Origin of the sequence: Auraticoccus monumenti (assembly GCF_900101785.1) — a bacterium.
GTDB classification, from domain to species: domain Bacteria; phylum Actinomycetota; class Actinomycetes; order Propionibacteriales; family Propionibacteriaceae; genus Auraticoccus; species Auraticoccus monumenti.
In genome coordinates, this window is the sequence record NZ_LT629688.1 from 1,573,346 (window position 1) to 1,596,359 (window position 23,014).

General features: G+C 74.2%; 18 protein-coding genes. 9 read left to right on the forward strand and 9 right to left on the reverse strand.

Features of this window, described 5'->3' with window-relative positions; genetic code table 11:
• The first annotated feature begins 83 nt into the window (after nucleotides 1-83).
• Nucleotides 84-596 carry a CGNR zinc finger domain-containing protein gene (locus BLT52_RS07250; RefSeq protein WP_090591969.1) on the forward strand — a complete coding sequence of 171 codons (513 nt, stop codon included), beginning with the start codon at nucleotides 84-86 and terminating at the stop codon, nucleotides 594-596.
• A 102-nt stretch (nucleotides 597-698) separates the two neighbouring features.
• On the opposite strand, the gene BLT52_RS07255 is transcribed toward BLT52_RS07250, so the two are convergent.
• On the reverse strand, nucleotides 699-1,460 hold the full coding sequence (locus BLT52_RS07255) for a metallophosphoesterase family protein (protein ID WP_197679242.1): 762 nt from the start codon (nucleotides 1,458-1,460) through the stop codon (nucleotides 699-701).
• Between the two features lie 153 nt (nucleotides 1,461-1,613).
• Entirely contained in the window at nucleotides 1,614-3,518 is a 1,905-nt protein-coding gene (locus BLT52_RS07260) for a glycogen debranching N-terminal domain-containing protein (protein WP_090591973.1), read from the reverse strand.
• A gap of 141 nt (nucleotides 3,519-3,659) precedes the next feature.
• Between BLT52_RS07260 and BLT52_RS07265 the strand changes: the two genes are divergently transcribed.
• From BLT52_RS07265 to BLT52_RS07280, 4 genes are all read left to right on the forward strand, one after another.
• Complete coding sequence (locus BLT52_RS07265; RefSeq protein WP_090591976.1) at nucleotides 3,660-3,989, forward strand: L-rhamnose mutarotase; 330 nt, start codon at nucleotides 3,660-3,662, stop codon at nucleotides 3,987-3,989.
• A gap of 189 nt (nucleotides 3,990-4,178) precedes the next feature.
• Nucleotides 4,179-5,069: a hypothetical protein gene (locus BLT52_RS07270; protein ID WP_090591977.1), complete on the forward strand. Its 891-nt coding sequence runs from the start codon at nucleotides 4,179-4,181 to the stop codon at nucleotides 5,067-5,069.
• A gap of 134 nt (nucleotides 5,070-5,203) precedes the next feature.
• Nucleotides 5,204-6,160 carry an AraC family transcriptional regulator gene (locus BLT52_RS07275; RefSeq protein WP_157677025.1) on the forward strand — a complete coding sequence of 319 codons (957 nt, stop codon included), beginning with the start codon at nucleotides 5,204-5,206 and terminating at the stop codon, nucleotides 6,158-6,160.
• Between the two features lie 231 nt (nucleotides 6,161-6,391).
• Nucleotides 6,392-7,903 (forward strand): DEAD/DEAH box helicase, encoded by a 1,512-nt coding sequence (locus BLT52_RS07280; RefSeq protein WP_090591981.1) that lies wholly within the window; start codon nucleotides 6,392-6,394, stop codon nucleotides 7,901-7,903.
• Nucleotides 7,904-8,005: 102 nt separating this feature from the next.
• On the opposite strand, the gene BLT52_RS07285 is transcribed toward BLT52_RS07280, so the two are convergent.
• Nucleotides 8,006-9,193 carry a cutinase family protein gene (locus tag BLT52_RS07285; protein ID WP_090591983.1) on the reverse strand — a complete coding sequence of 396 codons (1,188 nt, stop codon included), beginning with the start codon at nucleotides 9,191-9,193 and terminating at the stop codon, nucleotides 8,006-8,008.
• 23 nt (nucleotides 9,194-9,216) lie between these two features.
• Nucleotides 9,217-10,389: an ROK family protein gene (locus tag BLT52_RS07290; RefSeq protein ID WP_090591985.1), complete on the reverse strand. Its 1,173-nt coding sequence runs from the start codon at nucleotides 10,387-10,389 to the stop codon at nucleotides 9,217-9,219.
• A 264-nt stretch (nucleotides 10,390-10,653) separates the two neighbouring features.
• On the opposite strand from BLT52_RS07290, the gene BLT52_RS07295 reads away from it, so the two are divergent.
• The 4 genes from BLT52_RS07295 to BLT52_RS07310 all read left to right on the forward strand — a co-directional run bounded on the left by BLT52_RS07295 (nucleotide 10,654) and on the right by BLT52_RS07310 (nucleotide 15,659).
• Nucleotides 10,654-11,298, forward strand: coding sequence for an NfeD family protein (locus tag BLT52_RS07295; RefSeq protein ID WP_090591988.1), 645 nt, complete (start codon nucleotides 10,654-10,656; stop codon nucleotides 11,296-11,298).
• 142 nt (nucleotides 11,299-11,440) lie between these two features.
• The gene (locus BLT52_RS07300) at nucleotides 11,441-12,988 is read left to right on the forward strand and encodes a flotillin family protein (RefSeq protein ID WP_090591989.1); all 1,548 of its coding nucleotides are present in this window, start codon (nucleotides 11,441-11,443) and stop codon (nucleotides 12,986-12,988) included.
• 226 nt (nucleotides 12,989-13,214) lie between these two features.
• On the forward strand, nucleotides 13,215-13,481 hold the full coding sequence (locus BLT52_RS07305) for a hypothetical protein (protein ID WP_157677026.1): 267 nt from the start codon (nucleotides 13,215-13,217) through the stop codon (nucleotides 13,479-13,481).
• Nucleotides 13,482-13,688: 207 nt separating this feature from the next.
• Nucleotides 13,689-15,659: an alpha/beta hydrolase gene (locus BLT52_RS07310; RefSeq protein WP_172804006.1), complete on the forward strand. Its 1,971-nt coding sequence runs from the start codon at nucleotides 13,689-13,691 to the stop codon at nucleotides 15,657-15,659.
• 413 nt (nucleotides 15,660-16,072) lie between these two features.
• Here BLT52_RS07310 and BLT52_RS07315 read toward each other — a convergent pair whose 3' ends face one another.
• The 5 genes from BLT52_RS07315 to BLT52_RS07335 all read right to left on the reverse strand — a co-directional run bounded on the left by BLT52_RS07315 (nucleotide 16,073) and on the right by BLT52_RS07335 (nucleotide 22,901).
• Nucleotides 16,073-17,047 carry a helix-turn-helix domain-containing protein gene (locus BLT52_RS07315; protein ID WP_090591996.1) on the reverse strand — a complete coding sequence of 325 codons (975 nt, stop codon included), beginning with the start codon at nucleotides 17,045-17,047 and terminating at the stop codon, nucleotides 16,073-16,075.
• Nucleotides 17,048-17,051: 4 nt separating this feature from the next.
• The gene (locus BLT52_RS07320; RefSeq protein ID WP_090591997.1) at nucleotides 17,052-17,306 is read right to left on the reverse strand and encodes a PLDc N-terminal domain-containing protein; all 255 of its coding nucleotides are present in this window, start codon (nucleotides 17,304-17,306) and stop codon (nucleotides 17,052-17,054) included.
• 32 nt (nucleotides 17,307-17,338) lie between these two features.
• Nucleotides 17,339-18,232: a 1,4-dihydroxy-2-naphthoate polyprenyltransferase gene (locus tag BLT52_RS07325; protein ID WP_090592000.1), complete on the reverse strand. Its 894-nt coding sequence runs from the start codon at nucleotides 18,230-18,232 to the stop codon at nucleotides 17,339-17,341.
• Complete coding sequence (locus BLT52_RS07330) at nucleotides 18,229-19,389, reverse strand: AMP-binding protein (protein ID WP_090592001.1); 1,161 nt, start codon at nucleotides 19,387-19,389, stop codon at nucleotides 18,229-18,231. The genes BLT52_RS07325 and BLT52_RS07330 overlap by 4 nt, the downstream gene beginning before the upstream one ends.
• Before the next feature lie 728 nt (nucleotides 19,390-20,117).
• Nucleotides 20,118-22,901, reverse strand: coding sequence for a beta-glucosidase family protein (locus BLT52_RS07335; RefSeq protein ID WP_090592003.1), 2,784 nt, complete (start codon nucleotides 22,899-22,901; stop codon nucleotides 20,118-20,120).
• Nucleotides 22,902-23,014: the final 113 nt, after the last annotated feature.

The window sequence follows — 23,014 nt, forward strand, 5'->3', positions numbered from 1 at the left end:
CCTAACCCCTTCGATTGGTTTGACTGGTTAGAAGTAGGTCACATGGATACCTAACCTGTCAAGCGTGCTGATACGGTTAGAGCATGCAGATGGAGACCTGGGACGGCACGCCGGAGGAGCTGGTGCTGGAGGTGCTGAACACGACGCCCACCGTCGACGGCACCCAGCGCGACCTGCTGTCCGGCGAGGAGGGGGCGGCCCTGGTGCGGCGCTGGGGTGGGACGGGTGAGGGTGACCGGCGCAACCTGGTGGCGGCCCGCGACGCCGTCCAGCAGATCGTGACGACCGGTCGGACCGACGTCGACCTCCACGCTCTGCTCGACGAGGTGGTGCAGCGCCCGCGGCTGGGGACTGACGGACTGACCTGGCGACTGGACGCCCCGCCCGCCGCCGTGCTGGCCCTGGAGTTCCTCGCTACCTGGACCCGTCTCACGACCGAGCACCCCGGCCGGCTCCGGCGCTGCGCCAACGACGAGTGCTCGCGCTACCTGCTGGACCGCAGCAACGCCAACGCGCGGCAGTGGTGCTCGATGAGCAGCTGCGGGAACCGGATGAAGGCCCGTCGGCACCACCGCCGGAGCGCGGCCCGGGGCTGATAATCCGGGTAGGGGGTGGGGGTCCGACGCGGACGTGCTCATGCGCGCACGACGGCGCCGTGGTGCGGTCAGCGTGCGCGCATGGACACGGTCGTGCTGCCCTCAGCCGGCGACGAGGCCGAGGGTCCGGTGGTGGCTGCGGTAGATGGCCGTGCGGAGCTCGATGGCGTACGCGTCGGTCTCGGGCATGCCGGTGGAGCGAGTCCCGGCGATCTCGGCCTCGACGTCGTAGTCGAGCCGCACGACCTCCAGGTCGAAGGGACCGTCGTCGGCGTCGGGCACGCCCGTGAGGAGGACGTAGGCGGCCGACGGCTCGTCCAGGGCGTTGCCGACGCTGCCGGCGTTGAACAGGGTGCGGTCGCCGACCACCTCGACGAAGGCGTCGTGGACGTCGCCGTAGCCGACCACGGTCGGGTCGGGTCCGGGGCCGGTGAAGTCGTTGCTGACGAACATGCCGGCGAACTGCTCTGCCGTGTGCCGGGCGTGCACGCGGTGGAACTCGCTGGTCGCCGAGGCGTGGAACAACCGGACCCTGCGGCCGCTCAGCACCAGGTCGTGGCTGTTGGGCAGCGCCGCCAGCCAGGCGCGGTCCTCGCCGGTCAGCTCCTCGCTCCACCAGCTCGAGGACTCCCAGCGCTCCTCGGCGGGCCGGCTGAGGAAGACGTCCCAGTTCCCGCGGACCGTGACCTCGCACCGCTCCCGGGTCAGGGCCACGCAGGCCGAGCCCCGCGGGCCCTTGCCCGCCACGTCGCCCAGGTTGAGCACCCGGGTGACGCCGCGGCGCTCGAGGTCGTCCAGCACCGCCCGGTAGGCGGTCAGGTTGCCGTGGACGTCCGAGACGACCCCGATCTGCTCCGCGCTCACCTGCTGAACCCTACGACCGGCCGGTGCTCGCCCCCGACGGTGCTCACCCGGGTGCGAGCCGCGCAGAAACGGTCGCTCAGCTGACATCACTCCACCTGTGCGCAGAGACGTCTGCTGAGGGACCGGTCCTGCGCAGCACCACCGACGAGCGGGTCAGGCGGTGCCCGCGAGCGCGGACCACACCGCCACGGCCGCGGCCGCGGACCAGGCCTGCGGCCGGCAGGCGGCGGGGTAGGGGACCGGGGTGGGTGAGACGCGGCGGGCGTCCCCGGCGTGCAGCTCCGGCATCCGGTGGTCGAAGGCGGGGGCCGCGGCCAGCAACCCCTCGGCCAGCAGCGCGGCCTCGGCGTGGAACCCGGCCCGGGCCAGCCCGGTCACGGCGATCGCGGTGTCGTGGGTCCACACCGACCCGCCGTGGTAGGACAGCGGCCAGAAGCCGGTGTCGAGCGAGGAGAGGGTGCGGAGCCCGAAGCCCTCGGCGAGCACCGGGTCGACCAGCCGACCCGCCACCAGCGCCTCCTCCTCGGCGTCGAGCAGACCGGTGCCCAGCAGGTGCCCGATGTTGCTGGTCAGGGAGTCCACCGGCCGCTTGGCCGCGTCCAGGGCGATCGCGGGGTAGGGGCCGTCCTCGTCGCTCACCCAGAACGCCTCGCGGAAGCGGTCGGCCAACCGAGCCGCCCACGCCCGGCTCTCTGCCGCCCCCGGACGTCCGAACGCCTCGAGCAGGTCGGCCCCGTGGGTGGCGGCCTCGTAGGCGTAGGCCTGCACCTCGCACAACGCGATCGGGCCCTCGGCCAGCCGGCCGTCACGGAACTGGACGCTGTCGCCGCTGTCCTTCCAGCCCTGGTTGGCCAGCCCCTGGCCGGTCTCGTCGACGTACTCCAGCAGGCCGTCGCCGTCGGAGTCGCCGTGCTCGCGCAGCCACACCAGCGCGGCCTCCAGGTGCGGCAGCAGCGCCTGCACCTGGTCCTCGGGCAGCCCGTGGCGCCACGCGTCGTGCAGCAGGCAGACCCACAGCGCGGTGGCGTCGATGGTGCCGTAGTAGAGCGGGGGGAGGGTGAAGCCCCCGCCGTGCAGCACCAGTGGCTGCTGACGGAGCTCGTGCATGATCTTGCCGGGCTGCTCGGCCGTGGCCGGGTCCGTCTCCGCGCCCTGCAGGGCAGCCAGCACCCGGAGCGTCCCGCCGGCCACCTCCAGCCCCCGGTCCAGGGGCAGCAGGAAGCGCGCCGCCCAGATCGAGTCGCGGCCGAACAGGGTCAGGAACCACGGCGCCCCCGCAGCCATGAATACGTCCGCACCACCCGGACGACGAAGCCGGAGCGCCTCCAGGTCCGCCAGGGCCTGCTGCAGCCAGCGCGCCAGCCGGTCGTCGGTCGGTGCGGGCTCGGGGGCCCCGAACGACGCCGGTCGCTCCACCCCGAGCACCACCGCCCCCGGGTGCTCCCCGTGCAGCCGGAGCACCACCTCCGTCGACCCGCGGGCCGGCACCTCCACCTCCCAGCGGGCGGTCACCGTGTCCGAGTCCACCTCGACGCGGGCGCCGGGGGCGGACAGCGCCACCTCGACCGACCCGGAGGTCCAGCGCGCCCCCTCGTCGTCCAGCTCGACCGGCCCGGCCGGCGCCGGCCCGAGGCCGGCCCTGGCGGCGTCCATGCCGGTGGCGTCGGGGACGACCGAGAGCTCCACCACGGCCGTGACCACCCGGTCCAGCCGCGAGGTGATCCGCACCGTCTCGGTGACCCCGGCGATGCCGACCTCGCGGACGGTGGAGACGCGGACGTCGACGTCGGCGCCCGGGTCGCCGAGGTCGCGCAGCATCCCCTCCAGCTGCACCACCGACGGCCCCAGCGGGACGGTCGCCACGTGCTCGGGGGCGACACCGTCGACCCGCAGCCACAGCGCCCGCAGGTAGCGGGTATCACCCAGCCAGGCGCCCTGCACGGCGGCGCCGCTGCCCCCGCCGCTCCGGCCTACCTCGCCGCTCCGGGCCGACCACACCTGCGAGGGCGCGCGCAGCACCACGAGCTGGTCGTGCAGGAACGGTTGGCGTGACGTCATCGGCGGGTCCTCCGGGAGGGCGGTGGTCGGGTGGTCGGTGTACGACAGGACACCAGCATGGTCCACGGTCCCGGGTGGTGCGCCGCGAGCCTCTCGGGCGGGACCGATAGCGTCGGTGCTCCCCGACGAAGGAGAGAGCTGATGGTCGTGACCCTGCACTCGGTCGTCCGCGAGGGGCTGGAGCTGGACTACGACCGGGAGCACCGGGTGATTCCCGACGACCTCGTGGAGGACTTCGCCCGCTTCGGCATCACCGGGTGGGAGATCTGGCGGGTGGGGCGGCACCTGTTCCACCGCGTCGAGTGCGAGGACTGGGACAGGGCGAACGAGGCGCTGGCCGGCTCGGCGGCGAACCGGCGGTGGCAGCAGCACATCAACCAGGTGGTCGACCACTTCGACCCGGTGGACGAGCGCGGCGTGCCGCAGCCGCTGGACCGGGTCTGGAGCCTCTCGGAGCAGCGCGACGGATGAGCCCTGGGGTGCCGGCGGTTGGGCCATGGCCTCCCCCGAGGCGCCACAGCCCAACCCCCGAACCTGCTCCACTGTAGGAGCAGTCGCTTCACTCTCCTCAGCACTCCTGTGAAGGCCGCGCTGCGCGTCACGCCACCCCTGCGTCGCAAAGCGCACTTCTTCTTGCGTTCTCGCGGCACACTGGCTGATGTGCACCCCTTCACGTCTGCCTTCGCCGAGGCCCTGGACCGACGCGGTGCGACGCTGAGCTGGCTGCACGAGCAGCTGGTCGAGCGCGGCAACCCGGTCAGCGTGGCGAGCCTGAGCTACTGGCGCTCCGGCCAGCGGGTGCCCGAGCGCGCCAGCTCCCGCGACGCCCTGCCCGACCTCGAGGACCTGCTCCACCTGCCGCAGGGCCACCTCTCCCGCACCGTGTCGACCTCCCGTCGGGTGGCCCCGCAGCGGCCGGGGGTGATGATCGGCACGCTGGAGCAGGCGCGCGAGCCGATCCGGCGGGCGCTGGCCGAGCTCGACCTGGAGGACCCGCTGAACGGGCTCCAGGAGGTGCACGTCCACTCCGTCCTCGACATCGGCGCGGATGGGCGGCCACGGCGCAACAGCCTGCGCCGGTTGTTCCGGGCCACCCGCCCCGACATCGACCGCTTCGCTCACGTCGAGGTGGTGGACCCCCGTTCCGGGGCGAGGCCGCGCCTGCTGGACCTGCTGGAGTGCGCCGAGGGACGGGTGGTCTCCTACCCCGAGTCGGGGGTGCACGTGACCGAGATGCTGCTGCCCCGACCGCTGGGTCAGGGGGAGACCGCCCTGGTGCAGCACGACGCCGACCTGAGCGAGGTCTGGCCCGCGGCGCCCGAGCTCTCCCAGCACGTGCTCCGGCCGGTCCGTGAGCTGCTGCTGTGGGTGCGTTTCGACCCGGACTGGGTGCCGGGCACCTGGGAGACCCGGGTGCAGACCACCACGGACCTCACCGTGCTCCCGCGCGACACCGTCGCCGAGAGCGCCGTCCACCTGGCGCTGCGCAACTTCGGGCCCGGTCAGGCCGTCGTCCGCTGGAGCGTCGAGCCCAGGCCGCAGCCGGCCTGAGGCCGTCGCGCGGGCAAGCAGCGGAGGACGACGTCGCAGCAGGGCGTCCACCCGGTGTCCTCAGGATGAACGTTTACGGTAGGACCAGGCGGTCACGGAGCAGTGGCTGTGGTGGCAGGACGGAGGTGCAGGCGGTGGCGGCCCCCATGATCGTGCGCTCGCACTCGACGAACGTCGCCGAGGAGGCCTCGGAGTACATCCGCGACGTCTACGTCGACCACGAGCTGGTGGTCAACGCCGTCGACGAGCGCTTCACCTTCGAGCAGCGTTCGGCCCAGGTCGCCGACCTGCTGCTGGACGACCTGAGCCTCGGCATGGACGCCACCTTCCCCACCGTCGGGGAGGGGCTCGCCCAGCCGACCCTCGTCCAGGTGCGCAGGGGCGACCCGCTGACGATGGAGATCGGGGGTGAGGGCGTCACGGTGGCCCCGGGGGAGTCCGTCCTGATGCGCCCGAGCACCCCGTACACGGTCCGCTGGCGCTACTCCTCGCTGCGCCTCACGGTGCTGCCCGGTGCCGTGCTGACGGACTGCTGGTCCGGCCGGGGCCTCGACGCGAGATCCCGGCTGCCCCGCCGACCCGTCGGCCGCGGGGCCGCGGAGCACCTCGCCGACGTCGACCGGCTGGTCCGCCGGCTGGCCACCTCCCCGGTGGAGCTGGGACCCGTGGCCCGCGCCGAGATGGTGCGGATGTACAGCAGCGCGGCGGAGGTCTGCTTCGCCGGCTGCGGCGAGACCGTGGCGTCCTCACCAGCCGTGCCGGCGGCCGTGCGCCGGGCGGCTGCCTTCGTCGAGGACCACGCCCACGAGCCGATCGGGCTGGCGGAGATCGCCGCCGCGGCCGGGCTGAGCACCCGGGGCACCCAGGCGGCCTTCCGCCGACACCTCGGCACCACCCCGCTGGAGCACCTGCGACGCACCCGTCTGGCCGGCGCGCACCGCGTCCTGCAGGAGGCGGCCCGCGAGGACGGGGTGACGGTGGCGGCGACGGCCCTCGACTGGGGCTTCCTGCACGCCGGACGCTTCTCCCAGTGGTACCGGCGCAGCTACGGGTGCAGCCCGCAGCAGACGCTGGACGCCCCGCCCTCCTGACCCTCCGCGCTCGGGCCTCAGCACGGCACGTCCAGGGGTCCTCGCGTCGGTCGCACGGCCGCTGGGCGCCGTCGGCTACAGTTGCTGCAGCAGTCCGGCCAGTCTCGCCTCGGGCTGTCGGTGACGTCGAGCCTCCTGCTCCTCCCCTCCCAGACCCATCTCCCCGCTCACCCCGGTGTGCGTCGATGGTTGCAGCCGTCCGGCGGGACGCCAGGAATGTGACAACCACTCGTGACCTCTGCTTTCAGCCGCCTCGGCGTGCCCTCCTCCCTCGACGCCGTGCTGGCGGAGAGGGGGATCACCATCCCCACCGCGATCCAGTCCGCCACGCTGGCCGACTCCCTGGCCGGACGCGACGTCCTCGGCCGCGGACCGACCGGGTCGGGCAAGACCTACGCCTTCCTGCTGCCCCTGGTGACCAGGCTGGCCGCCTCCGGCACCACCCGCCGCGCCCGCTCCCCGCGGGCCCTGATCCTGGCCCCCACCCGTGAGCTCGTCGGCCAGATCGAGGCCGCGCTCAAGCCGCTGGCCGCGACCGCCGGCCTGCGCACCCTGACCGTCTTCGGCGGGGTCGGCCAGAACCCGCAGGTCCAGGGTCTGCGCAACGGCGTCGACATCGTGCTGGCCTGCCCGGGCCGGCTCGAGGACCTGATCAAGCAGAAGGCCTGCAGCCTGGCCGAGGTCGAGATCACCATCCTCGACGAGGCCGACCACATGGCCGACCTGGGCTTCCTCCCCGCGGTCAAGCGGCTGCTGGACCAGACCCGCCGCGACGCCCAGCGCCTGCTCTTCTCCGCCACCCTGGACTCCGGGGTGGACGTGCTGGTCAAGCGCTACCTGCGCAGCCCCGTCACCCACCAGACCGACGGCGCCGACCAGGCCGCCCCGGTGATCGCCCACCACGTGCTGCACCTGCCCAAGGAGCAGCGCGTCCCGGTCCTCGCCGACCTGGCCAGCGCGCCCGGCCGCACGGTCGTCTTCACCCGCACCAAGCACGGCGCCAAGGCGCTGGCCCGTCAGCTCAACGGCCGCGGCGTCCCCACGGTGGAGCTGCACGGCAACCTGAGCCAGAACGCCCGCACCCGCAACATGGACGCCTTCCACGCCGGCCGCGCCCAGACGCTGGTGGCGACCGACATCGCGGCCCGCGGCATCCACGTCGACGACGTCGCCCTGGTCGTGCACGCCGACCCGCCGGCCGAGCACAAGGCCTACCTGCACCGCTCCGGGCGCACCGCCCGGGCCGGCAACGAGGGCATCGTGGTCACGCTGATGACCGACGCCCAGGTCTCCGACGTCCGCTCCCTCACCCGGGCGGCCAAGATCACCGCGGCCACCACCCGCGTCAACGGCACCGACCACCCGATCCTGCGCGAGCTGGCCCCGGGTGAGCGGACCCTCGTCGCCGGCGGGCTCGCCCCCAGCGGCCCCGAGGAGCAGGACGTCGCCCCCGGTGCCTCCCGCGGTGGTGGCGGTGGCGGTCGCCGCCGTCGTCCCGCCTCCGGTCGTGGCGCGCAGCCCGGTCAGGCTGGCGCTCCGGCCGGTCGTCCCTCGGGCGGTCGCCGTGGTCAGGGTGGGGGCGCTTCGCGCTCCGAGCCCGCCGGTGAGGGCAGCCGTCCCGGTGGCTCGCGCCGTCGTCGCCCCAGCGGCTCGGCCGGCTCCGCCCCGGCGGCCGCCGCGGCCCCCAGCCGTCAGGGTGGCCACAGCGCCTCCGACTTCAGCGGTCGCCGTCGCGGTCGCTGACCCAGCCGTCCCCTGAGGGACCCAGGACGCGTCGCCCCACCGGGGCGGCGCGTCCTGCTGCGTCCGGGGCCGGGAGCCCGGCCGGGGCCGGTCCTCGGGGCCTCAGCCGCCGGAGGTGGAGCGCGGGGTGCGACGCCGGCGCCACCACCACGCGGCCGCCAGCACGACGCCGAGCACCCCCAGGCCGGCGGCCACCAGCGTCTCGGCGCCGACCGCGACCGGCTCGGGTGCTGGCGGGGCAGGGGCCGGGGGCGGGAGCCGCTCCGGCAGCGCGGAGACGATGGCCCGGGCGGCCGGTCGCAGGTCGCCGGCGCGGTACCCACCGTGGACCGGACGGGTCCGCGCCAGCTCAGCCTCCAGCGCGCTCTGGCCGAGCGCCATCCGCAGCAGCGCCGGACCGGCGTCGCAGACCAGGTCACCGGCCCGGCACACCGACACCACCACCGGGCTCACCGGCAGGTCCAGGTCGTGGTCGGCGGCCGCGGCCAGCATCCGCGTGCGGTCGGTCTCCCCGACGCCGACCTCGATCACCGAGCGCACCATGGTGGCGGCCCCCTCGGGGTCCTCCCCGGAGTCGCGACCACGGGCCACCGCGTCCCGCACGTACCGCAGCGTGGCCACCAGGCCGGTGGCCTCCGGGACCGCGGTGGAGGTGCGCACGACCGCCTGCCCCGGGTGCAGGGCCGGGTCGCCGACCAGGACCGCCCCCGCCAGCCGCCAGTCGTCGGTGCGTCGGCTCAGTGTGGACGTCACCACCTGCGCCCCCTGCGAGAACCCGGCCAGCACCCAGCGCTCGTCGGGGCAGCGGGCGGCGGAGTCGTCGAGCACCTGGCTCAGCTGCTGCACCCCGATGTCGACGCTGTGCAGGTAGCCGGTGGTCGGCAGCTCCGGCTCCAGCAGCAGCCGGTCCAGCCCCACCTCGGTCAGCGTGTGCGGGTCCACGGCCGGGAAGTCCAGCCAGACCTCGCGGGCGACCACGTCGCGCCCGGTGCCGTCGGCGGCGGCGTCGGCCAGGGCCTGCCGGGTGCGCTCGACCGTGCGGCCGTAGGGCGGGTCCTCACCGGACCCGCGGGCGCCGACGAAGAGCAGGTCGGCGCACGGGGCACCGGGTCGGGAGGAGGCTGTCGGCCCACCCGGGCGCCAGTCCAGACGGGGGCCGGAGGGCTCGGCGCCGGCGGTGGGCGCCGCGGACGTCGCCAGCAGCAGACCGGCCAGGAGCACCGCGGCCGAGCGCGCCAGCCGTCGTCGGGACCCGGCGGGGGAGCGGGGGCGGGACGGCCGGGTGTGCATCGCGACCAGTCAATCAGCCGTCCTCAAGCCGACAGGGCCGCGTCCACCGCCTCGACCGAGAACACGGCGCGACGGACCAGGCGCACGGCGCCGGCGATCGCGCCCCGGCCGTCGGTGGAGGCGGTGGCCACCTGCACGGTGGACAGCACCGGCGGGTGCAGGTTCTCCCGCAGCCCCTCCCGGACGGCGTCGGTGAACAGCTCGTCGGAGGCGGCGAGGTCCCCGCCGACCAGCAGCCGCTCGGGACCGAGCACCGCCACCGCCCCGGCCAGCACGCCCCCCAGGCTGCGTCCGGCCCGCTGCAGGAGCTCCCGGGCAGCGGCGTCCCCGGAACGGGCCAGCGCGGTGACGTCGCGAGGGGTGGTGACGTCGACGCCCTGCTCGCGCAACCGGTCCACCAGCACCCGCCCGGTGGCCACCGTCGCCAGGCAGCCGGTCCGCCCGCACAGGCATAGCTCGTCCGCACCGGGCACCCGGACGTGGTCCAGCTCGCCCTCCAGCGAGGACCGGGCGTGGTGGAGCTCGCCGTCGACGACCAGCCCGGCCCCGACCCCGAAGCCGGCCTTCACCAGCAGGGTGGTGTGGGCGTCGGGGTGGTGCGTGGTCACCTCACCCAGGGCCATCACGTTGGCGTCGTTGTCGACCAGCACCGGGACCGGCCAGCGCGCGGTGAGGGTGCTGCGCAGGTCCATGCCGTTCCAGCCCGTCAGCCAGATGCTGCTCTCGACCCGTCCGTCGACCGAGCAGACCGGCCCCGGGACGGTCAGCCCGACCCCGCACAGCGTCGAGGGGTCCCGTCCGCTGGAGGTCAGCAGCTCCTGGAGCCGGTCCACCGCCTGGCCGAGGACGGGACCGGGACCGTCGGTGATCGCGTGGTCGTAGCTGGTGGTCGCCAGCACCGTCCCGGCCGCGTCGGTCACCGCGAGCTGGGCCTGGGTGTGGCCGAGGGCGGCGACCAGCACGGTCCGCTCCACGTCCTTGACCCGCAGCCGGCCGGCCGGGCGCCCGGGACGTCCGGTGCCCCCGGCGACCTCCTCCACCAGCAGGTCGAGGCTGATCAGCGCGTCGAGGCGGCCCAGCAGGGTGGTGCGGGAGATCCCGGTCAGGTCCAGCAGCTGCGCGCGCGTCAGCAGAGGGGTCTCGATGATCAGCCCGAGGAGCTGGCCGGCCGTGGCCACACCGGAGATGTGTCGCATGTCGCCTTCCTGGTTCCGGCGGTCGCGGGGCACGCTCGGCTCCGGACTCGTTGCACACGCCGGGGGGTGGCGACGTCGGACGTCCCCCGTCGGGACGCCGACGGGGAGGGGCTCGCCGCCCCCTCCCCCGAGTGGAGCGGCGAGCGGCTTCCAACGTAGGACATATTGATCAGCAGGGTCGGCGAAACGCAGAAATCCACCGAACCCGCACGGGTCGGGGGTTCGCACCGCGGATAGACTGCGTCGACCGCCGAGAGGAGCTCCATGACCGCCTTCTTCGTGATCGGCCTGGCCGGGCTCGCCCTCCTCGTCGCGTCCCTGATCGCCGGTGAGGTGCTCGAGGGTCTCTTCGACGGCATCGGCGGGGACTGGCTCTCCGGCGCCGGGCTCGCCGGCTTCCTCGGCGCCTTCGGCTTCGCCGGTGCCCTCGCCTACGACCTCAGCGAGTCCCTCGCCGTCGCGATCGTGGTGGGGCTGGTCGTCGGCGTGCTGATCGGGGTGCTGGTCGCGCTCGGCACCCGGTTCCTGCAGCGCGGTGGCAGCGACTCCACCGTGCGGACCGCGTCCCTGGTCGGGCGGGCCGGGTCGGTCAGCACCCCGGTGCCCGCCGACGGCTACGGCGAGATCACCCTGGTCGCGGCCGGGCACATCACCCGCCTGAACGCGCGTTCCGGCGCCCCGGTGCCGGCCGGCACCCGCGTCACCATCACCGAGGTGCTGTCGGCCACCGCCGTGATGGTGGAGCCGGCGGTCAGCGTCCCCCCGGCCGTCGGTGAGGAGGTGGCCCTGGACCAGGTGCCCCCACCCCCCGCCGGGGTCGAGCCCGACCCGGGGACCCCGCACCCGGGCCCGCAGTTCACCCAGCCGCCGCAGACCTGGTCGCCCTGGGAGGACCCGGACCGGCGCTGAGCCCGATGTCGTGGCCCCTGCGGGTGGCGACGGGTCCCGCGACGGCGGTGGGAACCGACCCCCGCGGATGAGAGACTTCCTTGCGACACCCTCCTGCTGCCGTTCGTCCTGACGACCGGGAGCGTCCGCACAGAAGGAAACCATGATCGAACTCCTGGGCACCCCGCTCCTGGCCATCATCGGTCTCATCGTCCTGGTGGTGCTGATCGGTCTGCTGATCACCACCCGCTACAAGGTCGCCGGCCCGAACGAGGCCTTCATCGTCACCGGCCGCAAGGGCAAGGAGGTGAAGAACCCCGAGACGGGCATCGTCTCCACCGACCTCTCCGGCCAGAAGGTCGTGATGGGTGGTGGCGTGTTCGTGCTGCCCTTCGTGCAGCGCCGCCACGTCCTCGACCTGTCCAGCCGCCGGATCATGATCCAGATCCGGGGTGCGGTCTCCGGACAGGGCGTGAAGCTCAACCTCGACGGCGTCGCCATCGTCAAGGTCGGTGGCAACGAGGACTCAATCCGCGCCGGTGCCCAGCGCTTCCTCTCCCAGCAGGAGGAGATCGAGACCTTCACCCAGGAGACGCTGGCCGGCTCGCTCCGCTCCATCGTGGGCTCGCTGTCGGTGGAGCAGATCATCCGTGACCGCGCCGCCTTCGCCCAGCGGGTGGCCGACGAGGCGGAGTCCTCGCTGACCGGCCAGGGCCTGGTGCTCGACACCTTCCAGATCCAGGACATCACCGACGACGGCTCCTACCTCTCCGACCTGGGACGCCCGGAGTCGGCCCGCGTCGGTCAGGTCGCGGCCATCGCCGAGGCCAACGCCACCCAGGCCGCCCAGCAGGCCCGCCTCGCCGCCGAGCAGGAGATCGCGATCTCGGAGCGGGCGCTGAACCTGAAGCAGGCCGAGATCCGGGCCGAGACCGACGCCGCAGGCGCCCAGGCCGCTGCCGCTGGACCGCTGGCCCAGGCCGACCGGGACCAGGCCATCCTCGCCGAGCAGGAGAAGGTGGCCGTCCGTCAGGCGGCGCTGAAGGAGCGCCAGCTCGACACCGAGGTCCGCAAGCCCGCCGACGCCGAGCGGTACCGGGTCGAGACCGAGGCCCAGGGTCGTCGTCAGTCCGCGATCTTCCAGGCCGACGCCCAGCGCCAGGCCTCCATCGCCGCCGCCGAGGCCGACGCCGAGAAGGCCCGTCTGACCGGTGAGGGTGACAAGTCGCGGCGTTCGGCGCTGGCCGAGGCCGAGGCGATCGAGGGTGCCAAGCGCGGTGAGGCCGAGAAGGCCCGTCGTGTGGCCGAGGCCGAGGCGACCCGCGCCGAGGGTGAGGCGGAGGCCGCCGCCATCCTGGCCAAGGGCCAGGCCGAGGCCGAGGCGATGAACCAGCGCGCCGCCGCCTTCGCCCGGTACAACGACGCGGCCGTGCTGCAGATGCTGATCGAGGTGCTGCCCCAGGTGGCCCGCGAGGTGGCCGCCCCGATGGCTGCCATCGACAAGCTCACCGTGATCAGCACCGACGGCGCGGGCGAGCTGCCCAAGCAGGTCACCAGCAACATCGTCCAGGCCATGGAGCTGGTCAAGAACAGCACCGGCATCGACCTGACCAAGCTGGTCGAGCGCTTCAGCGAGGAGGGCGACCGCGGTGGCCGGGCCGCCGCCGTCAGCGGACCGGTCAGCGACGGGAACGGCAGCACCAGCAGCTGACCTACGCACCACCAGTGACGGCCCCCGGCGACCACGCCGGGGGCCGTCCTGCGTCCCGGGGGCCTTCGTCCCGCCGGGTCCGCCTGCAGAGCCGGTCGCTGAGCAGACGGCTCTCCCACATCAGTCAGCGATGTCTGCTGAGCGTCCGGTTGTGCACACGGGGCGCGGCTGCCGGAGGACCGAGGTCCCGGGCGGGATGACACGGCTGACCAGCAGGATCACCGCCGTGACCCTGCTGCAACGCCCAGGCCGGCTGACCCAGGCCGTCGGCGGCGTCCTGACCGTCCTCGGGGTGGCGGGCTTCCTGCTCTCACCGACGGTGGGGACGGTGGTCATCGGCTACGGCATGCCCGTCGGACCGGACTCGGCGGTGCTGCTGTGGGGTCTGGCCAGGACCGTCTCGGCCGTGGTGACCGTGGTGGGCCTGCTGGTGCTGGCGTTCGGCACGGGCCACCACCTGGCGGCTCGCGCGCCCGGTCGGGTCCCGCGCTGACCCGAGCTCGTGCGGTGAGGAGCGTGTCCTGTTCCGGCCACAGCCGGTTTCGGACACGGACCGCTCTGGCTGGGGACGGGGACGGTTGCTTAGGTTCTTCACAGGCAGGGGATTGCACTCCCTGCAAATGAAGCGGTCCGCCCCTCCCACCCCCAGGGGCGGGCCGCTCGTGATCACGAGCCGAAGACCTGAGAAAGGACCATGTCCATGGTTTCTGTGCCGTCCTCGATCCGCCGCACCGGCAGGATCGCGGCTGCGGCCGGGGTGGTGGGCGCGCTGTGCGTCACCGGCCTCGCCGTCCCCGCCCAGGCGAAGACGCCGACCCACTCCGAGCCGATCGTGCAGGACCTGGTCAGCAAGCAGCTCCGCACCCAGCAGCTGGCCTGGGAGGCGTGCGAGTTCGCCGACGTCGCCGAGCCGACCCGCTCGCGGCTGCTGGCCACCCCGGGTCTGCAGTGCGCCACCATCACGGTGCCGCGCGACTGGTACCACGCCAAGGACGGCAACACGATCGAGGTCGAGATCTCCAAGGTGCCCGCGGCGGACCCGGCGAAGCGGCGCGGCATCATGCTGATCAACCCCGGCGGCCCGGGCGGTTCGGGTCTGCCGTGGAGCGCGTCGATGGCCCAGCGCTCGCCGGACGTCCACCAGGTCTACGACACCGTCGGCTTCGACCCGCGCGGCGTGGGGGAGAGCACCGAGCTGGTCTGCACCTACGACGCCAACGCCGAGACGCAGGTCGAGTTCGCCCGCAACTACGCCGAGGGCTGCCTGGACAACCCGCTGACCCCGTTCATCACCACCCGGCAGACCACGCTGGACATGGACTTCATCCGGCACCTGCTCGGCGAGAAGAAGATGAACTACGTCGGCTACTCCTACGGGACCTGGCTGGGCGGCAGCTACGCGGCCACCTTCCCGTCCAAGACCGACCGCTTCATCCTCGACTCCGCCACCGACATGTCCACCGGGACGCTGGAGCGCACCTGGGACCTGCAGCCGGCCACCCGCGACCGCCAGATGCAGGACATGCTGATGCCCTACATCGCCCGCCACGACGACGTCTACGGCATGGGCGACACCGCGATCGAGGCCCGGCGGGCCTTCGAGGAGGCCGGCGGCTTCGACAACTTCATCAACCTGATCATCGGCGTCAACACCGTGATCCAGGCCATGTACTCCACCGAGCTGTACCCCGAGGCCGCGGCGGTCCTCTCCGCGCTGGCCGAGGTCAACGCCGGCGGGGTCCGCGAGGACTTCCGCCTGCCCTACAGCGACGAGGCCCAGGCCGCGATGACGGAGTACCTCGGTCAGATCAAGGAGCACGTCGACGGTCTGGACATCCCCGCCGAGTCCAAGAAGTCGGTGGCCGCCAAGCTCGACCAGGCCCTGGAGGTCTACGCCCAGAACGCCCTGGCGGTGAACGGCCAGATCGACGGCCAGATCGCCGAGCAGCTCGAGGGCCAGATCAGCGACGGGCAGATCAGCGACGGGCAGATCAGCGACGGGCAGATCAGCGACGGGCAGATCAGCGACGGGCAGATCGCCGACGCGCCGCAGCTGACCACCGACCTGGGTGCGTTCGAGGCGATCCGGTGCCAGGACGGGCAGTGGACCACCGACATCGAGACCTGGGAGGCCAAGCTCACCGAGGGCTTCCAGAAGGCGCCGCTGACCGGCATGCTCAACTCCATCCCGGTCTGCGCCTTCTGGCCGGCCCAGGAGAAGGGCTTCCCCGAGGTCAAGAACAAGGACCTGCCGGGCGTGCTCTTCCTGCAGTCGGAGTTCGACGCGGCCACCGCCTACGAGGGGGCCGAGGCGTCGATCAAGAAGTTCAAGAAGTCCAAGGCCGTCGTGGTCGACAACGAGGGCAGCCACGGTCTCTTCCCCTACGGCACCGAGTGCGTCGACGACCCGGCCCTGACCTGGCTGATCGACGGCCGGCTGCCGAAGCAGAAGTGGAACGGCTGCGTCGGCGTCCCGCTGCCCGGGGAGATCTACACCTACAACGTCGGTGGCAGCATCAACCAGAAGGGCCGGCTGCGCGGCTTCAAGATGGAGTCGAAGTCGGTGAAGGAGGCCAACGAGATGGTCGCCGAGCTGCGCCGCGAGGCCGGCATCACCGACATCCCGGGTGCCGAGGACGCCACCCTGGCCGCCGCCCTTCCGGTGAGCTGACCCGCCCCCCCCCTGCGAGCGCCCCGGTTCCCCCTCGGACCGGGGCGCTCGTGCGTCCTGACCCGGCCGTCCGCCAGCGCTGACGTCCCGGTCACCTCCCTCGACCGACGTCCCGCCCCCCACGCCCCTGGACGGCTGTATGTCGTCGCGGTCACGGCCGGGGTGTCGCGGCGTGTCGGCGGGTGGGGAGCCGATGACCGACACGCGTGCAGGGCCGTGGATCCTCGGTGCGCTGAAGGCGGTCCGTCGGACGGGTCCCCGGAGCGGTCGTCCAGGTGCGGCCCCCGGGCCCCTCTCCAGGACGGCCGTACCGCCGGGAACCGGACGTCGCCCTGAGTTCGTGTACGCCGTCCGCTCCGTAGACCCCGACCCGCCGCGACACGCCGGGTGTGACGGGGACGAGATACAGCGGATCAGGGGGCGAGGGTTCCGGCCCGGACCAGGGCGGCGCCGAGCTGGAGCCGGGTCCGGACGCGGTGCTGGTCCATCAGCTCCGAGACCCACCGGCGCACGGAGCGCTCGCTGACGCCGAGCTGGCCGGCGATGGCGGAGTCGGTGCTGCCGCTCATCAGCAGCTGGATCAGGTGCTCGGTGCGGTCCCGGCCGCCGTGGTCGGCGGAGTCGCTGAAGGCGGGCAGCGCCGCCTCCCAGGCCCGCTCGAACAGCCACTGCAGGGCCTCGACCAGCGCCTGGTTGTTGAGCACCGAGGCACGCACCGGGCCGTCCTCGACGTAGGAGCTCATCGTCGGGATCATCGCGTAGGTGCCGTCGATCAGGAGCATCTTGAGCGGCACCCGGCCGATCCGCGCCTCCTCGCCCTGGGCCGCGAACTCGTTCATCACCGCGAGCCGGCGCTCGTCGAAGCCCGGGTGGTAGACGGTGCGCATCCGGACCCCGCGGCGCAGCGCCCGGAACTCCGGCGACTCCTGCTCCATCTCCGCGGCGTCCTCGTGCGGGGAGACGTCGGTGGCGTAGGGCGGCTGGTCCAGGATGCAGACCTCGTGCTCGGCGCGGTCGCAGAGGTCGGCCGAGGCGGCCTGCATGGCCTCCCGGCCCACCAGGCTGACGATGCCGTTCTCGTCGGCGGACAGCCGCGCGGCGGTGATCTGGCGCTCGAAGCTCTCCGCCGCGAGGACGGCGGCGTCCAGCTCGTGCTGCCTGGCCTGGCGCAGGGCGGTGACCACCATGCCCAGGGGCAGCGCGCGGTAGGCGCCGTCGGGGAGGAGGCTGACCAGTCCCAGCCCGCCCAGCTCGGCCAGCCCGGCCGCCACGTGCTCCGGCCGCAGCCCGGACCCGGCGGTCAGGTCGTCGGGACGGGCGCTGGGTACGGGGGCGAGCAGGGAGTACAGCGACTCCGCCTGGGGACTGATGCCCAGCGACTGGAGCATCGGCTCAGAGCCGGCGCAGGAAGTCGGGGTCGTCGTCGGGGTAGCGGGGAGGGGTCGTGCCACCGGAGCCGCCGCTGTTGCGGGTGGGCCGGCCGAGCACCAGCCAGCAGATGGGCCCGACGATGGGGACGACCACGATGACGGTCAGCCACAGCCAACGGGGCGCGCGCCGCACGACGTCGCCCTGGGTCTGGGCGACGTCCACGATGCAGTAGACCATCAGCGCCAGGGCGATGAAGATCGGCAGGTAGCGGACCATGGGCGAAGTGTAGTCACCGCACCCAGCGGTTCTCAGCCGATCGCCAGACCTGCCAGCAGCCCGGCGGCGCCGACCAGCTCGGCCACGCCGGTCTGCTGCAGCACGGGCAGCAGACCCCGCCCACCCGCGCCGCCCAGGACGGTCCGCAGCGCCGGCACCAGCGGGACCAGCAGGACCAGGCCCAGCAGCGCCCACCAGGTGCTGGTCGCCGCCACCACGACCACCCCGGCCACCGCCACCAGCACCAGCACCAGGTAGCCGACCCGGGTGCCGCGGTCGCCCAGCCGGGTGGCCAGCGTCCGCTTCCCGACCTCCCGGTCACCGACCAGGTCACGCAGGTTGTTGGCCACCAGGATGGCGCAGGCCAGCGCCCCGACCGAGACCGCGGCGGCCACCGTGGGGACGTCCACCTGCCCCGTCTGCACGTAGGTGGTCCCGCAGACCGCGACCAGACCGAAGAAGACGAAGACGAAGACCTCACCCAGACCGTGGTAGCCGTAGGGGTGGCGACCGCCGGTGTAGAACCAGGCGGCGGCGATCGAGGCGGCGCCGACCAGCAGCAGCCACCAGTGCCCCGACAGCACGACCAGGGCCAGACCGGCCAGGGCAGCGACGGCGAAGCAGACGAACGCGGCCCGCTTCACCGCCGCCGGGCTGGCCGTCCCGGACCCCACCAGCCGCAGCGGACCGACCCGGTCCGCGTCGGTCCCGCGGATGCCGTCGGAGTAGTCGTTGGCGTAGTTCACCCCGACCTGCAGGGCCAGGCTGACCACCAGGGCGAGCAGGGCCAGGGCCCAGCGCTGCCCGCCGGCGAAGACGGCCGTGCCGGTGCCCGCGAGCACCGGCGACAGCGCCGCCGGCAGCGTGCGCGGACGGGCGCCGGCCACCCAGGCGGACAGGCCGGGGGTCGGGGTGGTGGTGCTCATCGGACCTCCGGGAGGACGTGGTCGGGGTGGCTGGCGGTGGCGCGCAGGGCCACCCGGTCGGTCTTGCCGCCGGGCAGCAGCGGCAGCACGGGGACGCGCAGCAGCTGCTTCGGCAGTGCGGCGGGGTCGGTGCGGGGACGCAGCAGCCCGCGCAGGTGCTCCAGGTCGACGTCCGGGGCCGGGGCGGCGAGCACGGCCACGACGCGGGCGCCCCACTCGGGGTCGGGCGCCGACGTGACCGCCACCTGGTCGGTGCCCAGGAGCTCTCGCAGCACCCCCTCCACCAGGGCGAGGTCGACGTTGCTGCCGCCGGAGACCACCACGTCGTCCAGGCGCCCCAGGACCTGCAGCCGTCCGTCCGCCAGCCGGCCGCGGTCGGCGGTGAGCACGGTTCCCGGCCCGACCAGCACCTCGGCGGTGAGGTCGGGACGTCCGCGGTAGCCGCTGAAGGCGGTCGGGGTGGTGATCCGGATCCGCTGGTCGGCCGGGTCGCAGGTCACCGCGACCCCGTCCAGGGGCCGGCCGTCGTAGACGCAGCCGCCGCAGGTCTCGCTCATCCCGTAGGTGGTGACCAGCGGCACCCCGTGCTGACGGAGCGCGGCGAGCAGGGTGCCGTCGGTCGCGGCGCCGCCCACCAGGACGGTGTCGTAGCGGGCGAGACGCTCCAGCGCGGCCGGGTCGTCGCGGACCCGGTGGAGCTGGGTGGGCACGACGGAGAGGTGGTGCGGGCCGTCACCGACCGGGGTCAGGGCCGGGTCGGCGAGGTCGGCGGGGACACGGTGGAGGGTCGCCCCGGTGAGCGCGGCGCGGGCCACCACCATCAGACCGGCGACGCCGGAGACGGGGAGGGCCAGCGCCCAGCTGCCCGGGGCGCCGGTGCGGGCGGACGTCGCAGCCACCGAGGCCCGGACGGCTGCGGCGGAGAGCACCACCACCTTGGGCTCGCCGGTCGAGCCGGAGGTGGGGAGCAGCAGGGCGGCGTCCTCCTCGACCACCGGCTCGGACGGTCGGAGCGCCGTCCTGGTCCGAGCGGCGGCCACCGGGTCGGTGGGCAGCACGGACAGCGGGGCGCCCCCGTCCAGCGCACGGGCGACCGCCGTGGGAAGACCCGGGTCGTCGGCCTCCACCAGTCGTAGGGAGGGTCGACCGGGAGGCACCTCGACATGCTAGTCCCGCAGGGAGTGCCCGGCCGTCGATGCGGCAGGCGCTCCGGTGCCACCACCGGTCCGGGTTGGTCTCGCGTCCGCGAGTGGGACCCCCGCCGCCCACCGGTCGCCCCTTGCCGCCCACCGGTCGCTTCGCCGCCCACCGCTCGTCCCTGCCGTCGCTGTCCCTGTCGCGCCAGTGGCTGCGGGACCTGGCGTCCGTGACGGCTCACACGTCAGCTCGCGGCATCAGACGTCGCATGCGCCGGTCCGTCGCCTCAGCCGTCGACCGGCGGGCGAGTGGCCCCAAGACGTTGGGACCCGTCTGCTGGTCGAGACGACATCTCGGGGCGAGTCGCCGCAGGGTGCTCGTCCTGACCCGCCGGCTCTCGAGCGGCTGATGGGGCGAATCGCCGGGAGAGGTCGGGTCCGTGGTGCGGGTGGCGACATCTCGGGGCGAGTCGCCACAGGGTGCTGGTCCTGACCCGCCGGCTCTCGAGCGGCTGATGGGCGAGTCGCCGGGAGGGGTCGGGTCAGTGGTGGATGTGGCGACATCTCGGGGCGAGTCGCCGCGCGACGCGTGAGCCTTCGACGCCCCGCCGACGTCGCCACCCGCCCTCGGGGCAGGTGCCGAGTGGCTCCGCTGCTGGGGCGAGTGGCCCCGAGAGGTCGGGTCCCTGGGGGTTGAGGCGACGTCTCGGGGCGAGTCGCCACCTACGGCCGGGGGAGGGGGAAGGGGGTCAGCGGGCGGTCACCTCCAGGAGCTGGGCAGGGCCAGTGAGGGTGACCTCGAGGTCGTGGGGGCCGGCGTCGGGGGCCTCGAGGACGAGCTCGCGCGGGATCCCGTCCGTGGTCGCCTCGACGACCTCGCCCCGCGAGCCGCGCAGCCGGGCCACCACCTGTCCCGCGCACGCGTCGGCGCCCTCGGCCGGCCGCAGCCGCAGCACCACCTGACCGGCGCCCTCGGTCCGGAGCCGGCCGTAGCGGGCCGTCCCGGAACGGTGGTCACGTGCCTGCAGGGCGTGCCCGCGGAGGTCCCCGGTGGCCACGATCTCCAGCCCGGACCAGCTGTCGAAGCACTCCGCGCGCACCGGCCGGACCCGCGGCCGGTGCCAGCCGCGCTCGACGACCGGGACGTCCACCTCCAGCTCCGCCCGGACGTCGGAGGCCGAGGCCGCCACCTCCAGCCGGTGCCGCGCCGGGCGCCACCAGCCGTCCGCGGTGACGTCCCACAGCGACAGCCGCTCCAGCGGCACCTCGAGCTCCACCCGGACGGTCTCCCCGGGAGCCACGTCGACGCGGCGGTGGGCCAGCAGCCGCCGCGGTGCGTCCTCGGCCCCCAGCGCCCGGCCGTAGACCTGCACCACCTCCGGCGCCGTCCGCCCGCCACCGGACACCTCCACCTGCACCGTGACGACGCCGTCGCCGACCGAGGCCCGGGCGCCGTGCCAGGCGGTGGTCGCGTAGTGCAGGCCGTGGCCCAGCGCGAACCGCGGCTCCACCGGGGACCACCAGGTGGTCTGCCTGCCCAGCAGGTCGTAGTCGAAGCGGTCCCCGACGTCGGCCTCGTGCCGCGGCCAGGGCTGGGGGAGGCGGCCCCGCGGCTCGGCGTCGCCGGTGAGGACGTCCAGCACGGCGTGCCCGAGCTCCTGGCCGCCGTGGCTGCTCCACACCACCGGCAGCGCGGCCAGGTCGTCGTCCAGCACGTAGGGGTAGCTGGACACGACCACGAGCACCACCTGGCGCCCGGCCCGGACCAGCGCGCGGACCAGCGCCACCTGGGTGGGTGGCAGCCGGAGGTCCGGCCGGTCCGCGGTCTCCCGGCCGTTGAGGTGCGGGTCGTTGCCCACCGCCACCAGCACGGTCTCAGCGCGTCCGGCCACCTCGACCGCCTCGGCCAGCCCGGAGCGGACCACCGACACCTCGAACCGGGCCGAGTGGCGCGCCGTCCGCGCACCGACCTCCGCCACGCCGTCGGGACGCAGGTGCACCCAGCGGCCGGTACCCAGGTGCAGCAGCGACGCGGTGCCGTCGGGGTGCCGCTCGACCCGGAAGCTCTGCTGCACCTCCCAGCCGCCGACCCGCTCCGCGTCGGCCACCAGGGCCCGTCCGTCGGGGGAGCCCAGCAGCCCGGTGGACGTCCGCAGCGTCAGCACGCCGTCGCCCCAGTCCCGCCAGCGCCACTCCGCCGCCCCGGCCAGCCCGGACGTCCGCAGCGTCGCCCGGGCGTCGAGGCCCAGCCAGCGCGGCGCCGCAGCCGCACCACCGGGCGCGGCCGCACCACCGGCTCCGGCCCCGTCGGCCACCCGCAGCACCACCAGGTCGTCGCCCGGGACGCTGGCCGGGGCGTCGGCATCGCGCTCGCGGACCGCGTCGGCCAGGCTGACCCGGTAGGGGAGGCTGCCGCTGTACCAGTCGGTCAGCACCTCGTCGGCCAGCGGGCCCACCACCGCCAGCCGGCGTCCCGCGGGCAGCGGGAGCGCGCCGCCGGGGTTGGTCAGCACCACCACCGCGGCGGTGGCGGCCTCCCGGGCCAGGGCCGCGTGCTCGGCCGAGGCCACGTGCTCGGCGCCCAGCGAGGCCCACGGGTCCTCCCCGTCCAGCTCCCCGGTGAGCTCGCGCAGCGACAGCACCCGGGCGGCCGCGCGGTCGACGTCCTCCTCGCTGAGCAGCCCGCGCTCCAGCGCCTGCCCCAGCCGCTCCAGCGTGGTGGCCGGGCGGTCGTCGTCCTCGGTGACGGAGTCCACCCCCGCCCGGACCACCAGGGCGAAGGCCTCGACCGGGTCCAGCCCGGGCCGCTGCACCCGGAAGACGTTCCCGGGGGCGTAGGCGTCCGACACCACCGCCAGCGAGTGCGGGCTGGCCTCGCGGACGGCGTCGAGCAGGTCCGCCGACAGGTGCGCCGCCCGTCCGTTGACCAGGTTGTAGGAGGGCATCACCGCCCCCACCACCCCGGCCGACAGCGGGCCCAGGAAGGCGGGCAGCTCGTACTCGTGCAGCACCCGCGGCGGTACCTGCACCGACACCACGTCGCGGTGGTCCTCGACGTTGTAGGCGCAGAGGTGCTTCAGCGTCGGGGTCACCCGCCACCAGCGCGGGTGGTCCCCTCGCAGCCCGCCGGCGTAGGCGGTCGCCAGCTCGGCGGTGAGGTGCGGGTCCTCGCTGTAGCCCTCCTCGTTGCGTCCCCAGGCGGGGTGGCGCAGGGGGTTGACCACCGGCGCCCAGACGTTGAGCCCGACGCCCGGGTCGAGGTTGTGCATCGCCCGCGCCTCGGTGCCCACCGCCTCGCCGACCCGCCGCAGCAGGTCGGGGTCCCAGGTGGCGCCCAGCCCCACGGCCTGGCAGAAGACGGTGGCCCGACCGAGCCACGCCACGCCGTGCAGGGCCTCGTTGCCGGTGTGGGAGGCGGCCAGCCCGACGTGCTCCACGACCGGGGTCCGCTGGTGCAGCAGGGACACCTTCTCCGACGTGCTGAGCGCCTCCAGCAGGGCCCTCACCCGGGCGGACGGTCTCGGTTCGGTCACGGTGGCTCCTCGTCGAGCAGGGGTCCTGTGGGCGGTGGGGCGAGCAGTTACAGTCCATCATCGAAGCGCTTCGACGACAAGGGGTCCCGAGGCGCACCGTCGTCACAAAGGAG

What these genes read in the sequence shown, in the direction of transcription:
- BLT52_RS07250 (WP_090591969.1), top strand. Translation starts at nt 84, where the DNA reads ATGCAGATGGAGACCTGGGACGGCACGCCGGAGGAGCTGGTGCTGGAG.
- BLT52_RS07260 (WP_090591973.1), bottom strand. Translation starts at nt 3,518, where the DNA reads ATGACGTCACGCCAACCGTTCCTGCACGACCAGCTCGTGGTGCTGCGC.
- BLT52_RS07265 (WP_090591976.1), top strand. Translation starts at nt 3,660, where the DNA reads ATGGTCGTGACCCTGCACTCGGTCGTCCGCGAGGGGCTGGAGCTGGAC.
- BLT52_RS07285 (WP_090591983.1), bottom strand. Translation starts at nt 9,193, where the DNA reads ATGCACACCCGGCCGTCCCGCCCCCGCTCCCCCGCCGGGTCCCGACGA.
- BLT52_RS07290 (WP_090591985.1), bottom strand. Translation starts at nt 10,389, where the DNA reads ATGCGACACATCTCCGGTGTGGCCACGGCCGGCCAGCTCCTCGGGCTG.
- BLT52_RS07295 (WP_090591988.1), top strand. Translation starts at nt 10,654, where the DNA reads ATGACCGCCTTCTTCGTGATCGGCCTGGCCGGGCTCGCCCTCCTCGTC.
- BLT52_RS07300 (WP_090591989.1), top strand. Translation starts at nt 11,441, where the DNA reads ATGATCGAACTCCTGGGCACCCCGCTCCTGGCCATCATCGGTCTCATC.
- BLT52_RS07310 (WP_172804006.1), top strand. Translation starts at nt 13,689, where the DNA reads ATGGTTTCTGTGCCGTCCTCGATCCGCCGCACCGGCAGGATCGCGGCT.
- BLT52_RS07315 (WP_090591996.1), bottom strand. Translation starts at nt 17,047, where the DNA reads ATGCTCCAGTCGCTGGGCATCAGTCCCCAGGCGGAGTCGCTGTACTCC.
- BLT52_RS07320 (WP_090591997.1), bottom strand. Translation starts at nt 17,306, where the DNA reads ATGGTCCGCTACCTGCCGATCTTCATCGCCCTGGCGCTGATGGTCTAC.
- BLT52_RS07325 (WP_090592000.1), bottom strand. Translation starts at nt 18,232, where the DNA reads ATGAGCACCACCACCCCGACCCCCGGCCTGTCCGCCTGGGTGGCCGGC.